This is a genomic window from Advenella mandrilli (genome assembly GCF_016595155.1).
GTDB classification, from domain to species: domain Bacteria; phylum Pseudomonadota; class Gammaproteobacteria; order Burkholderiales; family Burkholderiaceae_B; genus Advenella; species Advenella mandrilli.
In genome coordinates this window covers 165,554-181,054 of the sequence record NZ_JAENGP010000009.1, presented here as the reverse complement: position 1 = coordinate 181,054, position 15,501 = coordinate 165,554, and the positions used below count along the sequence as shown (strand labels likewise).

Below are 15,501 nucleotides of genomic sequence, written 5' to 3'. Positions count from 1 at the left end.
AGGCGACTTCAGCCAGGGGTGGCGCAAAGGCGGCCAGCAAAACAGTGGCAAAACAACCAGCAAAGAAAGAGCCCAGGGCCGCAATGGATAACGCAGCACCCGCACGGCCGTTCTTGGCCATCTGGTGTCCGTCAAGCACGGTCACCACCGCCGAGGTTTCACCCGGCAAGGCCACCAGAATGGCGGTGGTTGAACCACCATATTGGGATCCGTAGTAAATACCGGCCAGCATGATCAGGCCAGCGGTGGGCGGCAGCACATAGGTGAGTGGCAGCAGCATGGCAATGGTGGGCACGGGGCCAATACCCGGCAACACACCAATCAGGGTACCCAGCAGGCAGCCCAGGAAAGCATAGGAGATATTTTCCAGTGTAAAGGCCACTGAAAAGCCCAAGGACAAGTGTTCAAGCAATTCCATCATGATTATTTGTTCCCTTTAAGCTTTTTGATAAGGATAACGAAGCCGACAATAATCGATAAAGGAATGATGATCATTGCATAGGTGGGCCACTCGGCGAAGGGAACCGGCCACAACGGGAAGATCAGACCCAGGCCCTTGACAAACGCCAGCCAGGTAAAGATAACCAGGAAAATGGCATTGCCAATGGCAATTTTAAGGCTGAACTCGTGGCTGGCCAGGCTGCAGAAAATAATCAGCAGAACCAGTGAAATGTACAGACCCAGGTTATCCAGCATGACACCGAACACCACAATCGAGCCGATGATCAGGGCCAGAATGTCAAAGTCGAATTTACCAATATGGTGATCTTCGCCTTCCTCACCGTGCAGGGAGTTGATTGTAACGATACCACCCAGCAGGGCCAAAACGACACCCAGCCAGAATGGAAAATAGCCGGGCCCCATGCGGGCGGGCGTGCCCATGTCATAGCTCGTGGAGAATAGGGCGAAACCTACTCCAATAGCTATAAACATCAAGCCGGACCAGAAGTCCTGTTGATTCTTAATGTGCATAACTTAAAACCTTAATTCAATAGACAAAATGTGTGAGATTTTTGGTGGTTAGAGCAAAAAAGCGGATGAGACTTTCATCCGCTTTTTGAAAAACAGATGGGTTTACTGCAATTGGATATTGCCTTTTTTGACAACATCCTTGGCCCATTCATATTGCTGCTGGATTTCTTTGGCAAATTCTTCCGGGGTGTTGCCAGAAGGGAAAGCGCCCTGTTTTTCCAGCGCAGTAACAACAGCAGGATCTTTCAGTGCTTCGGCAGCGGCTTTATGCAGGGTGGCAATAACGTCCTCGGGTGTACCGGCAGGAGCCAGTAGGCCATACCATACAGGCTGGTTCAATTCGGGATAACCCAGTTCTTTAAAAGTTGGCACATCTTTCATGCTGTCCAGGCGCTCTTCCCAGGCAATCGCCAGGGGACGAAGGTTCTTGGCGTCAATTTGTGGGAAAGAGGAAGGCAGGTTATCGAACAGGATGGCAATTTGTCCGCCAACGGCATCGGTAACGGCCGGGCCTGAACCACGGTAGGGAACGTGAACGATATCGGTATCGGTAGACAGGCGGAAGGCTTCGCCAAACAGGTGAAGCACGCTGCAGGTGCCTGATGAGCCGTAAGAATACTTATTGGGGTTGGCGGTAACTTCAGCCAGGAAGGCTTTGAAATCGGTGGCCGGGAATTTGGGGTTGACTTCAAGAACGTTGGGAACGTTGGCGAAGTTGGTGATTGGCGCAAAATCGTTCAGGGCGTCGTAACCCAGTCCTTCTGGTTTGCAAGCAGGGTTTACGCCCAGGGTTGAAACGGTTGCAATTGAAAGCGTATAGCCGTCGGGTTTTGCGCGGGCGGCTTCAGAGGCGCCAATCGCACCACCGGCTCCGCCTTTGTTTTCAACCACCATGGGTTTGCCCAGGATATCGCTCATTTTAGCGGTAACGACACGGGTGACGATATCAGTAGAGCCACCGGGTGCAAAAGGAACAATCACGCGAATGGGTTTGGTAGGGAAGTCAGCCGCGTATGAGGAGGTACCAGCCATAATGGCGGCAGTACTCAATGCTGCGACTAGGAAGGATTTTTTCATATAAATTCCTTGGAAATTTGTAAATACTATTTCGAAATTATGCTTATAAAAATACTCTATTTCGATGTAGGCAGATAATAGTAAGAACAAGCAGCGCCTTGCAAGCAAAAACTCATAAAATAAGGGTAATTGCTTATAAATTTGTAAGTGGCTTGCAAGGTTGATGGGACATTTGTAACTATTGGCTTTTACTTTGTCTGGCAGTGAAAAAGTGTGATAGTTCTCCTACAATTCCTTTTCGGAAAGCCATCACGCAGATAATAAAGATCAGTCCCATGACGATGGTTACCGATTCGCCCAGCGATGAAAACCACTGTACACCGGTCGTATCGGCAATCATGCGGCCAAAATCGCCAATCTTGTTTTCAAGCATGACCACAATGAAAGCACCAAGAACCGGGCCTGTAAAGGTACCCACACCACCAATGAGTGTCATGAGCACGACCATGCCCGACATTTGCCACATGGCATCGGACAGGGTGGCCGATACAAAGACCAGTGTTTTGGTGGCGCCGGCCAGTCCGGCAATGGCCGCAGAAAGAACAAAAGCCAGCAGTTTGTATTTGTCTACATCATAGCCCAGGGAGATGGCGCGGGGTTCATTTTCCTTGATGGCCTTCAGTACCTGGCCAAAAGGCGAGTTGACGCTTCTCCAGCAGATGAAATAACCAATCATGAAGATGGCAACCACCACATAATAAAGATTCAGGTCGTTTTTCAAGTCGAGCAGGCCAAATAGATACCCTCTGGGTACGCCTTGCAGGCCATCTTCACCACCGGTAAATGGCGCTTGGAGGAAGAAAAAGAAGACCATCTGTGACATGGCCAGCGTAATCATGGTGAAGTAAATACCACTGCGCCGGATAGCCAGGCCGCCGATAGCAAAGCCAAGCAGGGCGGCAATCAGCATGCCGTAAAGGATGCCCAGTTCGGGAGAAAGTCCCCATACTTTAATCGCATGGCCTGACGCATAGGCGGCACTGCCAAGGAAAGCAGCGTGACCGAAAGAGAGCAGGCCAACGTAGCCCAGAAGCAGGTTGAATGCACATGCAAACAGGGCATAGCACAGGATTTTCATGACGAAAATGGGGTATATGCCGAACGAAGGCAATAAGGCGGCCACAATGGCAAATAATGCATAGCCCAGGATTTGTCGGTTCATTTTTCTTTCCCAAAAAGTCCGGCAGGGCGGAGTAATAAAACAATGGCCATAATAATGAAGACAACCGTACTGGAGGCTTCTGGCCAGAATACTTTGGTCAGCCCTTCAATAACGCCCAGGCCAAGGCCGGTTACGATAGAGCCCATGATAGAGCCCATGCCGCCAATTACCACCACTGCAAACACGACAATAATAAGGTTGGCACCCATGAGGGGGGAAACCTGCAGGACGGGCGCTGCCAGGACACCGGCAAAACCGGCCAGGGCAACACCAAAACCATAAGTCAGGGTAATCATAAGCGGTACGTTAATGCCAAATGCTTCAACCAGCTTGGGGTTTTCAGTACCGGCACGCAATAACGAGCCAAGACGGGTTTTTTCAATCATGAACCAGGTGAACAGGCAAACAATGATGGACGCCAGCACAATCCAGCCACGGTAAATGGGCAGGATCATGAAGCCCAGGTTGACCGCACCACGCAGGCTTTCCGGGGTGGGATAGGGTTGGCCCGAGACACCATAAAAGCTGCGGAAAACGCCTTCGATCAACAGGGCAATGCCGAAGGTAAGCAGCAGGCCATAAAGATGGTCGAGCTTGTATAAATGGCGCAGCAGCAAGCGTTCGATGATCATGCCAAAAATGCCAACCAGAATAGGGGCGACAATCAGCATGACCCAGTAATTAAGCCCCAGGTATTGCAGTCCCATCCAGGCCAGGAAGGCGCCCAGCATGTATAAAGCACCATGGGCGAAGTTGATGACATTGAGAAGGCCAAAAATGACGGCCAGACCCAATGAGAGAATTGCGTAAAAAGAACCGTTTACAAGGCCCAGCAAAATCTGGCCAAGAAAGGCTTGAATAGGGATGCCGAAAATATCAATCATAATGCATAACGTTCAGTTTATTTATTGACCACATGTTTTAACTGGTGTTGTGACAGCCCCGGGTAGAGGCTGTCATGACTACAGTGCGAATCTGTATGAAGTGCCGTTTACAGTTTGCAGGTGGATTCGCTCGCGGGACCGAAAGCCTTTTCTCCTGAAACTTTGTCAACAACGTTGTAGTAATCCCATGGGCCTTTGGATTCTTCCGGTGTCTTGACCTGCATCAGGTACATGTCATGGACCATCAACCCGTCTTTCCGGACGATGCCATCTTTGGCGAAGAAGTTGTTAATGGTGTTGGACTTGAACCATTTCATGACGGCTTCACCGTCATCGGTGCCGATTTCCTTGACGGCTTTCAGGTAGGTTTCGGCTGCAGTATAGTCGGCTGCCTGAACGAATGAGGGTTTGCGCTTGATGCGTTCCTCGAACTTGGCGGCCCATGCCCGTGACTCGTCATCCTGGTTCCAGTACCAGGGGGCGGTCAGGTACAGACCCTGTGTGGCTTGCAGGCCCAGTGCGTGCACGTCGTTAATGAATACCAGCAGCCCGGCTGGTTTCATGCCTGGCGTTACGCCAAATTCGCTGGCGGCCTTGATGGAGTTGATGAAGTCGCCCCCCGCGTTGGCCAAGCCCAGGATTTCAGCACCAGAGGTTTGGGCCTGCAACATGTAAGAGGAGAAGTCGGTGGTGCTTAATGGCACGCGAACCGTGCCCTTGATGGTGCCACCGGCGGCTTTCACCACATTGATGGTGTCCTGTTCAAGGGAGTGGCCAAAAGCGTAATCGGCGGTGATGAAGAACCAGGTTTTACCACCCTGGTTATAAACGGCAGAACCGGTTACATTGGCCAGTGCCTTGGTGTTATAGGCATAGTGAATGGTAAATGGGGTGCAGTGGGTGGTGGTGAGGGCTGTTGCGCCGGCACCGATCGAGATATAGGGTTTTTTCTTTTCGGCGGCAACGGCAGCCGAAGCCAGTGCGGTGGCTGAGTTGGTGCCACCGATAATCATGTCAACCTTGTCCTGGTCGATCCATTCACGGACTTTGGCCGATGCCACGTCAGCTTTGTTTTGGTGATCAGCGGTCACCAGTTCTATTTTTTTTCCATTGATTTCACCGCCAGCGGCTTCGATGGCCATTTTAATGGCTTCGCCACCGGCAGGGCCGTCCAGGTCGGAATACACACCGGACATGTCGGTAATGAAGCCGATTTTAATGATGTCATCGGAAATTCCCTGGGCTTGGGCAAGGCCCAGTGTGGACAGGGTAATTGCCGTAGCCAAGGCTGTTTTTTTCAATTTTGTTGAATTCTTTATTCTCATGTTTGTCTCCGGGGATAGAATGAAAAATAGCTTAGACACCCAGCAGGGTATGGAGAGTGTCCTGTTTGGCGGCCAGCTCGGAAGCCGGGAATTGTTCCACGATTTCACCATGTTCCATGACATAGAAATGATCGGCCAGGGGGGCGGCAAAGCGAAAGTTCTGTTCGACCATCACAATGGTGAAACCTTTGGCTTTCAGGGTCGTGATCATGCGGGCCAGGGTTTGGACAATGACAGGAGCAAGACCTTCTGAAATTTCATCCAGCAACAGGATATTGGCACCTGTGCGTAAAATCCGGGCCACCGCCAGCATCTGCTGCTCACCACCCGACAGTCGGGTTCCCGGTGAGTTACGGCGCTCGAGCAGGTTGGGAAACATTTCGTAGATTTCCGCCAGGGACATGCCTTTGTCGCCAGCGGTGCGGCCATTGAGCTGCGGAGGCAAAAGCAGGTTTTCCTCACAACTCAGGCTGGCAAAGATGCCGCGTTCTTCGGGGCAATAACCAATACCAAGATGGGCGATTTTATGGGTGGGCAGGTTAATGGCTTCAACACCATGGATCTTGATGGAGCCTTTGCGGGTGCCGGTTAGTCCCAGCAAGGCCCGCAGGGTGGTGGTACGGCCTGCGCCGTTACGCCCCAGCAGGGTAATGACCTTTCCTTTGGGAATGCTGATGTTGACGCCATGCAGAATGTGCGATTCACCATACCAGGCCTGCAAATCCTTGATTTCAAGTGCGAGTGCTGTCATGTCAGTGAGCCCCTTCCAGTTGACCTTCGGAAGTGCCCATATAAGCTTCCATCACGGCGGGGTTACGTGAAACTTCCTGGTAACTGCCTTCGGCCAGCGTGGCGCCCCGTGCCAGAACGGTGATTTTGTCGGCAATCGAGGAAATCACGTTCATATTGTGTTCGACCATCAGGATCGTGCGGCCGACGCTGACTTTTTTGATCAGTTGGGTGACCCGGTCCACATCTTCATGCCCCATACCCTGAGTAGGTTCGTCAAGCAGCATGAGTTCGGGCTTCATGCCCAGCGTGGTGGCAATCTCCAATGCCCGTTTGCGCCCGTAAGGCAGGTTGGAGGTGATTTCATTTTCAAATTCAAGCAGGTCAACTTCGGCCAGCAATTCCCTGGCCTGGTCGTCAAGCTCATGCAGGCATCTGTTGCTTTTCCAGAAGTGAAAAGAATTGTTCTGCTGGCGTTGCAGACCGATGCGTACATTCTCCAGCACCGTCAACTCGGGGAAAACGGCTGAAATCTGGAAGGAGCGGATAATGCCCTTGCGTGCGATTTGAGCCGGCTTTTCAGCCGTAATATTGGTGCCATTAAAAAGAATATTGCCAGCGGTGGGACGCAGGAATTTGGTCAGCAAATTGAAGCAGGTGGTTTTACCTGCGCCGTTGGGACCGATGAGCGCATGAATGTGACCGCGCTGCACCTGCAGGTTTACATCATTTACCGCCACGAAACCAAGGAATTCCTTGGTCAGGTTTTTTGTTTCTAAGATTAAATCACTCATGTTATGCATTAATTTTAAAAAATAGTGATTGAAAACACAGGTGTCTCCCCATGCCTTTGGTACAGGATGAGTATGCGTTAGAAACAGATTGGCTCGCTATAGGTGCTTTCCATAAGGATTTAAGATTAAAGCGGGTAGAAAAGAGAAAAACCGCGAAAAACAAGGTTTTTCGCGGTTTTAGATATAAATATATAATTTTTCAATAGCGGTGAAAGTGTAAAAACCGCTTGTTTGTTATATGTGTGTAATAAACTTGGTGACCAAATATCCGTCAAAGGTTTCGGTACCGCCTTCACTGCCGATGCCACTGTCTTTCACGCCACCAAAGGGAGTTTCAGGCAAGGCAGAACCGAAGTGGTTGATATTGACCATCCCCGCCTCAAGAGCATTGGATACTTTGGTGGCGGTTTGCAGTGAATTGGTAAAGACGTATGAAGACAGGCCGAAAGGCAGACTGTTGGCCCTGGCCAGAACTTCATCGGTGTTGCTGAATTTAACCACCGGTGCAATCGGGCCAAAAGGCTCTTCGGTCATAAGCTTGGCATCATCTTTAATATTGGTAACAACGGTTGGCGGGAAGAAATAACCGGTTTGTGACAGGGGGGCACCGCCCAGTTCAATGGTTGCGCCACGCTGTCTGGCATCTTCGACAAAAGCGCTCATGCTGCCAATGCGACGCTCGTGCGCCAGGGGACCCATCTCGGTTCCCTGGGCCGTACCATCACCCACCTGGATGTTTTTCAAGGCACCAACAAAAATATCCAGGAACTGGTCATAGGCTTTTTCCTGGACATAAAAGCGGGTGGGCGACACGCAGACCTGACCGGCATTGCGGATCTTGAACTTGGCCAGGCTCTTGGCTGCCTGTTCGATATTGGCATCATCAAAGATCAGTACGGGAGAGTGACCGCCCAGTTCCATGGTGATGCGCTTCATGTGGGCACCTGCCAAGGCAGCCAGCTGTTTGCCAACCGGTACCGAACCGGTAAACGATACTTTTCGCACGATGGGTGAGCGGATCAGGTAGTCGGATACCTTGGCGGGTTCACCCCAGACGATATTCAGTACCCCTTTGGGCAGTCCGGCATCATGGAAGATGCGGGCAATCGCCATGACGGCACTGGGAGAATCTTCGGGGCCTTTCAGGATAATAGAGCAACCGGCACCGATGGCTGCCGAGATTTTACGGATGGCCTGGTTATAGGGGAAGTTCCAGGGGGTGAAAGCGGCGCATACACCAATTGGTTCACGGATCACGATCTGGCGCACATTGGGGGTGCGGGGTGGAATGACCCGGCCGTATATGCGGCGGCACTCTTCGGCATGCCAGTCGCAGTGGTCGGCGCATGAAGTGACTTCGCCCACGGATTCGGCCAGGGGCTTGCCCTGGTCGCGAGTCATGTTCAGGCCAATTTCCCCGGCACGGTCACGGGACAATTGGGCGGCCTTGCGTAAAATAGCCGAGCGCTCCATGGGAGAGCTATGCTTCCATGAGTCGAACGCCCGCTGGGCAGCGGACAGGGCGCGATCCAGGTCAGCATCGCTGGCGTGGGGCAGTTGTCCCAGCACTTCAAGGGTGGCCGGGTTAATAATATCCTGGGTTTTGCGTCCTCCACCGGAAACAAACTCGCCATCTATATACAGACTCAGTGCTTCATATTGACTCATTTCTCTTCAGTCCTCATTTGTGTTTTGAATTGGCAGTTATTATGTAAATACTTGATTTTTCTAGACCACTTTGCTGACAGATTCGGCAAAGTACGTCACGTTGTCTTCGTTAAGGCCGGGTACGCTGATCCGGCCGGAGTCGATCAGGTAGACGCCATAATCGGCGCGCAGCTTTTCAATTTGTGTCTGGTTCAGGCCGGTGTAGCTGAACATGCCGTTTTGCCTGATGATGAATGCGCTGTCGAAATGGGGGGCCTGTACTTTCAGGATATCGTAGGCTTTCTGACGTATGTTCCTGATGCGTGTGCGCATTTCATTGACTTCGCGCTCCCACACGGCAAACAGTTCCGGGTCGTTAAGCACGTCGGAAATCATGCGGGCACCATGCAATGGTGGATTGGAATAAATGCGGCGAACCAGTAGCTTGATTTGTCCCAGGACCCGGTCGGCTTCGGTGGTGTTTTGGCAAATCACCGAAAGGGCACCGCAGCGTTCGGCGTAAAAAGAAAAGTTTTTGGAAAAAGAGTTGGCGACCAGCATCGGAATGTTTTTGGATGCCATCAAACGAACGGCAAAGGCATCTTCATCAAGGCCGTTGCTGAAACCCTGATAGGCAATGTCCAGGAACGGGATTAGTTTTCGCTCAACAATAATGTTGGCAATTTCTTCCCATTGCGCGTTGGACAGATCAGCGCCGGTGGGATTGTGGCAGCAGGGGTGCAACAGCACAATACTGGCTTCAGGCATGGTCTGGAAGGCCTGCTTCATGTCGTCAAATAGCAAAACGCCATTGACAGAATCGTAATAGGGGTAGGTGTGGGTTTTCAGGCCAGCGCCTTCAAAGATGGCATGGTGATTATCCCAGCCCGGGTTGCTGATCCAGATTTCACTGTTGGGGCTGGCCAACTGCAGCAGTTCGCCACCAATACGCAAGGCACCGGTACCACCCACGCTTTGCATGGTCACAATGCGGCCTTCGTTCAGGGCAGCGCATTCAGTGCCAAAAAGCAGTTTTTGTACGGCGCTACGATAGCTGGGTAAACCTTCCATAGGTAAATATTGGCGGGTTTCGGGTTGCTGAGCACGTTTCAGTTCGGCTTGATGGATACTGTCCAGGATGGGAATCCGGCCTTTGCCATCATAATAAAGCCCAACGGTCAGATCCACTTTATTCTGGCGCTGGTCTTGGCGGAACATATCACCAATTCTGAAAATGGGGTCACCGGCATAAGGTGCTAAATGCTCAAACATGGCTTTCCTTCTAGTTAAAAATATGTGTGCGTGGAAAAAAATAACTGTACCATGGAAAAGCCGGGTTCCATGCATGGGTTTGCCAGTCAGAATGCAATCATCTCCTGGCGGGAAAGGCAGGAGATGATCAGGTGGTTTTTTTGTTTTTAACTGCTTGCTTATTGCGCTACCCAGGCGTTATAGCGCTGCTCAAGGGCATCACCGTAATCGGTCCAGAAATTGACATCCAGCGCAATGGCGTTTTCAATGTTTTGTTTGGAGCTGGGCAAGTCTTTGCCAATGTCATCCGGCAGGGCATTGATGGCTTCGTGGGTGGGCGGGCCATAAGGAATGTTGGAGGAGTAGGTGATCAGGTTTTTGGGCTGGCTGGCAAACTTGATAAAGTCGAGGGACCTCTCAATATTGGGGGCTCCTTTGGGAATGGCCCAGTAATCAAGTGCATACAGACTCTGGTTCCAGACGATGTCCAGGGGGCGCTTGTCCTGTTTGATGGCTTGGGCAATCCGGCCATTGTAGGCCGAAGACATGACGACGTCACCGGCAACCAGGTATTGACCGGGTTGTGAACCCGACTCCCACCACTGGATATGCGGCTTGAGTTCATCCAGTTTTTTAAAGGCACGGTCAACGCCTTCAGGGGTTGCCAGTACTGTGTAAACGTCTTTGGGAGAGACGCCATCGGCCATCAGGGCAATTTCAAGGGTGTATTTGGCCCCTTTGCGCAAAGCCCGTTTGCCGGGGTATTTGTTAATATCCCAAAAATCGGCCCAAGAGCTTGGTCCTTCCTTGAGCTTGTCTTTATTGTAGGCCAGGGCCACAGACCAGATAAATGTACCCACGCCACATTCCTGTGCCGCGTGTTCGATAAAAGCGGATTCCGGAAGAACCTTGCTGTAATCAATTTCCTCAAACAGGCCTTCGGAGCAACCGCGCTCCAGTTCAGGGGCTTCAACCTCTACCACATCCCACTGGACGCTGTTGGTGTCAATCATGCTTTTGATTTTTCCCATCTCGCCGTTCCAGTCCACGGCATTGATTCGGGTACCGGTTTCTTTTTCATAAGGCTGAAAGTAGGCTTTTTCCATGGCGGCTTTTGAGTCGCCACCGAAAGAAACAACGGTAAGGCTTTGGGCTGAGGCAACAGCGGCAAAGGCGCTAAGCATAAATCCTGTCACGATGGCTGAACGAGCGTGTTTGAACATAATTTCACATCCTTGTGTTTGGACATCCTTGAATCACTTCCCGTGCGGCATAAGCGTTTTGGGTGGTACCCTGAATGCTGGACCACAGGCAAGATAATGAAGGTGACATGATCGCAAGTTTTGTTTTTCAGGGGAAATAGGGGTTTTCCCGTGAAGTGACCGGGTGACAGCGGTATTAAGAGATCTGGCCTGCCGGCTTATTAAAATAAACCGGATGAATCCTTGAGAATTCTTTTGTTGGTGTAACCTGAAAGGCACATAAAAAATAACAATTTTAATGTTAAATTAAATATGGAAATAATGATTAACGTACGGATTTTATGTTTGAAATTCCATTAGCTGAATTGGTGCTTGAGACGCTGAACCGTGATGATAAAACGCCATTGCAGCGTCAGCTTTACCAGATTATTCATGATTTGATCAACAATGGTAAATTGCCACCGGACAGAAAACTGCCTTCGTCCCGTTTTCTGAGCAAAGAAGTGGGTATTTCCAGGATTACCGTTTCTTTGGTGTATGAGCGCCTGATTACCGAAGGTTATCTGTACAGCCGGGAAGGCAGCGGCACGTATGTCTCAAAGGTGGTAACGCCGCTGGTGGCTTCGGGCAGCGCGCCAGCCATGAAGTCCTGGGTGTATTCCGAACGGGGAGCCAGGCTGTTGTTATCGGAAAGCAGTCCGCCGCAGCCCAAGGGAGAGTTCGTTCCCGGTATTCCCGACGTGTCCGAGTTTCCTTTTCATATATGGCGGAAAATCCTGGGTAAATATTATTCAAAAAAATATCTTCACCTGTCGGGCTATGCCGAATCGGGGGGCTATGTGGAGTTGCGTAAGGCGATTGCCGCTTATCTGGCCATTTCCCGTTCTTTGCCGTGCGATCCCGACCAGGTTATTGTGACGTTTGGTACGCCCCAGTCGCTGGATTTATGTACCCGGCTGCTGAGTGACCCCGGACAGCAGGCCTATATCGAAGACCCGCCTTATTGGGCGACCGAGTCCGTGTTTGAAGCGGGTGGACTGAAGGTTAATTGCATACCGCTGGATGAAGAAGGCATGGCATTGGAAGATGAGATGATTGCCGCCAACGGGAAATTCATTTATGTTACGCCTTCACACCAGTACCCCACCGGGGTCACCATGTCGATGGAACGACGCGAAAAAATCCTGTCGCTGGCCAGAAAGCATCAGCTGTGGGTGATAGAAGACGACTATGATTGTGAGTTCAGGCATGATGACTTGCCGTTGCCTTCTTTGCAAAGCCTGGATCAGGGCAATCATGTGATTTATTTTGGTACGTTCAGCAAGTCCATGTTTTCAGGCCTGCGCCTGAGCTATATGGTGGTGCCGCCAGGGCTGGCGCCAGCCATGCGGCGGGCCATTTCAAACCTGTACTTGCCGGGCATGCTGCAGTTGCAGGCGGCGTTGGCCGAATTTATTAACGAGGGCCATTTTTACCGCCATATCAAGAAAATGAGGGCGATTTATTTTGAGCGCGGAGACTTGTTCCGTGAAAGGTTAAAAGCGGTTTTTGGCAATAAAGTGACTATTTCTCCAGGCAATTCGGGTTTGCACCTAATGGCCCGCTTCAATTCCCTGTTAAGTTTCGAACAATTTTCGCTTTGTGCCCACCGCCATGGCATGATTGTGCGCCAGGCTAATTTCCGTAAACCCAGAGAACACGGGCTTTGTCTGGTGCTGGGCTATGGTGGCGTACCCACCCGGGAGATTGCCGCAGCGGTTGATCGCCTGCATCAGGTTTTCATTGAAGGCGAGCGTGGATTGTTCTTCAGCGGTACCTGAAACAGCAACTGGCCTGATCAAAATTACATAAGTGGATATAGCTGTTTGGGATGTCCTGTCTTAGGATGAAAAAGACAGGACTGACTTGATTCTGCAATAGACGAATGTTACGCAGACCCACATGGAGACTCAAATGGAAAACACATTAATTCAGCAGGAAAGTGACGATATCAATTACCACTTGCACCCTTATACCAATGCCCGCAAGCATCAGGAACAGGGGCCGTTGGTTATCGTAAAGGGGGATGGGGTCTACGTAGAAGATATCCATGGCAAGAAGTATCTGGAAGCCATGGCCGGTTTGTGGAGCGTCGCGCTGGGATTCAGCGAAAAAAGGCTGGTCGAGGCGGCCATGCGCCAGTTTGAAATACTGCCGTTTTATCATCAGTTCACGCATAAAACCCATGATGTCGCCGCCCAGTTTGCCAAACGGCTGATTGATATTGCACCGGTGCCCATGAGCAAGGTGTTCTTTACCAACTCCGGCTCCGAAGCCAATGATACGGTGATTAAACTGGTCTGGTACCGCTCCAATGCACTGGGCTTGCCCGATAAAAAGAAAATCATCAGCCGCCTTAAGGGCTACCATGGGGTTACCGTGGCTTCTGCCAGCCTGACCGGTTTGCCAGGCAATCACCGGGGTTTTGATTTGCCCATTGATCGCATTTTGCATACGGCATGTCCGCATTACTGGCGTGATGCCCAGGAAGGCGAAAGCGAAGAACAGTTTTCTACCCGCATGGCCCAGGAACTGGAAAATCTGATCCAGAAAGAAGGCCCTGAAACCATTGCCGCGTTCATTGCCGAACCGGTTATGGGGGCGGGTGGCGTGATTGTGCCGCCTGCTACTTATTGGGAGAAAATCCAGGCGGTTCTGGAAAAGCATGACATCCTTTTTATTGCTGATGAAGTGATTTGTGGCTTTGGCCGTACCGGGAAAATGTTCGCTTCTGAAACTTTTGGCCTGAAACCCGATGTACTGGTGCTGTCCAAACAAATTTCTTCTTCTTACCAGCCTTTGTCCGCTATTTTGCTGAATGAGAAAATGTTCAATCCGATTGCCGATGAAAGTAACAAGCTGGGCGTGCTGGGACATGGTTTTACCGCAGGCGGTCATCCGGTGGCGGTGGCGGTTGGCATAGAAAACCTGACCATCATCCAGGAGCGTAATCTGGTGGCGCATGCGGCAACCGTGGGGGCGCATATGCTTAAGCGCCTGCATGAGCTGGGTAACCACCCGCTGGTGGGAGAAGTGCGTGGCATTGGCCTGATTGCCGGTGTTGAACTGGTGATTGATAAATCCAGAAAAACAGCGCTGGAAGTGCCGGGCCAGCTGGGTACTATGGTAATTAAAGAACTGCAGGATCTGGGTGTCATCTCACGCAATATCGGTGATACGCTTGCCTTTTGCCCACCCCTGATTATTACGGTTGAGCAGGTTGATGAGATGGTCAATAAATTCAAACAGGCACTTGATATTGTTCATGAAAAAGTAACTGGCTAAGCCAAGGAGATAATGCTTATGTCTGGACCTGACAGCAATAACACGGATATCCTGGTGCGGTTCAGGAATGTTCAGAAAAGCTACGACGGACGTTCCATGATTGTCAAAAACCTGAATCTTGATATTCAACATGGAGAGTTCCTGACATTGCTGGGCCCGTCAGGTTCAGGTAAAACAACCAGCCTGATGATGCTGGCCGGCTTTGAAACGCCCACTTCGGGAACCATAGAGCTGGCCGGGCGCTCGCTGGACGATGTACCTGCTTACAAACGCAATATTGGCATGGTGTTCCAGAACTATGCCCTGTTTCCGCACATGACGGTGGCCGAAAACCTGGCCTTTCCATTAAAAGTCAGGGGGGTGGGTAAGGATGACATAAAAAAACGGGTGGAAAACGGTCTGGCCATGGTTCAGCTAAATCAATTCGGTAGCCGTTTTCCCGCCCAGCTGTCGGGTGGGCAACAACAACGGGTGGCATTGGCCAGGGCATTGGTGTTTGAACCCCAGGTGGTCTTAATGGATGAGCCGTTGGGGGCCCTGGACAAGCAATTGCGCGAGCATATGCAATATGAGATTAAGCGCTTGCACCACAAGCTGGGTATTACCGTGGTGTATGTGACCCACGACCAGGGTGAGGCCCTGACCATGTCCAATCGTGTGGCTGTTTTCAATGATGGCATTATTCAGCAAATCGATTCACCCGAAGCGCTGTACGAGCGTCCAGTCACTTCATTCGTGGCTAACTTTATTGGCGAGAATAATCGTACGCATGGCCGGATTACCGGGGTTGAGGGCGGGTATGGCACGGTTCTGCTTGACAATGGCAGCCAGATGCAGGGTGTGCTGGCCAATCAGACCCTGAAAACCGGTGATCTGGTGTCGGTTTCCATTCGCCCTGAACGTGTCGTGATTGATCCGCCTGCCGGAAGCACCGAGCAGAACGCACAGGGCGAAATTCTGGAATTTGTTTATTTTGGTGATCATGTCCGTTTGCGCCTGAACCTGTATGACAATCCGAACTTTGTGGTCAAGCAACCCATTGCCATGCTTAGCCAGACCCTGAAAACGGGTAGCCGGATCAATGTGGGCTGGAAGCGGGAGTTTGTGCGTGTTCTTGATCCCTATCAGTAAGGT

Annotated in this window: 13 protein-coding genes and 1 pseudogene; 3 read left to right on the top strand and 11 right to left on the bottom strand. The window is 51.1% G+C overall.

Going from position 1 to position 15,501, the window contains the following annotated elements:
- The 11 genes and pseudogenes from JHL22_RS09355 to JHL22_RS09305 all read right to left on the bottom strand — a co-directional run.
- The coding region (locus JHL22_RS09355) for a tripartite tricarboxylate transporter permease (protein WP_200236334.1) at positions 1-418 on the bottom strand (418 nt) is incomplete at its 3' end.
- Positions 419-525: 107 nt separating this feature from the next.
- Positions 526-972, bottom strand: a pseudogene (locus JHL22_RS09350) (tripartite tricarboxylate transporter TctB family protein); the annotation flags it as partial.
- 102 nt (positions 973-1,074) lie between these two features.
- The gene (locus JHL22_RS09345; protein ID WP_200236329.1) at positions 1,075-2,049 is read right to left on the bottom strand and encodes a tripartite tricarboxylate transporter substrate binding protein BugE; all 975 of its coding nucleotides are present in this window, start codon (positions 2,047-2,049) and stop codon (positions 1,075-1,077) included.
- 178 nt (positions 2,050-2,227) lie between these two features.
- Entirely contained in the window at positions 2,228-3,211 is a 984-nt protein-coding gene (locus JHL22_RS09340; RefSeq protein WP_200236326.1) for a branched-chain amino acid ABC transporter permease, read from the bottom strand.
- Positions 3,208-4,095, bottom strand: coding sequence for a branched-chain amino acid ABC transporter permease (locus JHL22_RS09335; RefSeq protein WP_200236323.1), 888 nt, complete (start codon positions 4,093-4,095; stop codon positions 3,208-3,210). The genes JHL22_RS09340 and JHL22_RS09335 overlap by 4 nt, the downstream gene beginning before the upstream one ends.
- A gap of 107 nt (positions 4,096-4,202) precedes the next feature.
- Positions 4,203-5,420, bottom strand: a complete 1,218-nt coding sequence (locus JHL22_RS09330; protein ID WP_169293334.1) for an ABC transporter substrate-binding protein — start codon at positions 5,418-5,420, stop codon at positions 4,203-4,205.
- Positions 5,421-5,451: 31 nt separating this feature from the next.
- Complete coding sequence (locus JHL22_RS09325; protein WP_200236320.1) at positions 5,452-6,171, bottom strand: ABC transporter ATP-binding protein; 720 nt, start codon at positions 6,169-6,171, stop codon at positions 5,452-5,454.
- A 1-nt stretch (position 6,172) separates the two neighbouring features.
- Positions 6,173-6,943: an ABC transporter ATP-binding protein gene (locus tag JHL22_RS09320; RefSeq protein WP_169293336.1), complete on the bottom strand. Its 771-nt coding sequence runs from the start codon at positions 6,941-6,943 to the stop codon at positions 6,173-6,175.
- A 234-nt stretch (positions 6,944-7,177) separates the two neighbouring features.
- Entirely contained in the window at positions 7,178-8,611 is a 1,434-nt protein-coding gene (locus JHL22_RS09315; RefSeq protein WP_200236318.1) for an NAD-dependent succinate-semialdehyde dehydrogenase, read from the bottom strand.
- A gap of 60 nt (positions 8,612-8,671) precedes the next feature.
- The gene (locus JHL22_RS09310; protein WP_200236315.1) at positions 8,672-9,862 is read right to left on the bottom strand and encodes an amino acid aminotransferase; all 1,191 of its coding nucleotides are present in this window, start codon (positions 9,860-9,862) and stop codon (positions 8,672-8,674) included.
- Positions 9,863-10,020: 158 nt separating this feature from the next.
- Complete coding sequence (locus tag JHL22_RS09305; RefSeq protein ID WP_200236312.1) at positions 10,021-11,064, bottom strand: ABC transporter substrate-binding protein; 1,044 nt, start codon at positions 11,062-11,064, stop codon at positions 10,021-10,023.
- Between the two features lie 320 nt (positions 11,065-11,384).
- Between JHL22_RS09305 and pdxR the strand changes: the two genes are divergently transcribed.
- The 3 genes from pdxR (at position 11,385) to JHL22_RS09290 (ending at position 15,498) form a co-directional block, all read left to right on the top strand.
- The gene (gene pdxR / locus JHL22_RS09300) at positions 11,385-12,863 is read left to right on the top strand and encodes a MocR-like pyridoxine biosynthesis transcription factor PdxR (protein ID WP_200236309.1); all 1,479 of its coding nucleotides are present in this window, start codon (positions 11,385-11,387) and stop codon (positions 12,861-12,863) included.
- Positions 12,864-12,996: 133 nt separating this feature from the next.
- On the top strand, positions 12,997-14,367 hold the full coding sequence (locus JHL22_RS09295) for an aspartate aminotransferase family protein (RefSeq protein WP_200236307.1): 1,371 nt from the start codon (positions 12,997-12,999) through the stop codon (positions 14,365-14,367).
- Positions 14,368-14,385: 18 nt separating this feature from the next.
- On the top strand, positions 14,386-15,498 hold the full coding sequence (locus tag JHL22_RS09290; RefSeq protein WP_200236304.1) for an ABC transporter ATP-binding protein: 1,113 nt from the start codon (positions 14,386-14,388) through the stop codon (positions 15,496-15,498).
- Positions 15,499-15,501 lie beyond the last annotated feature (3 nt).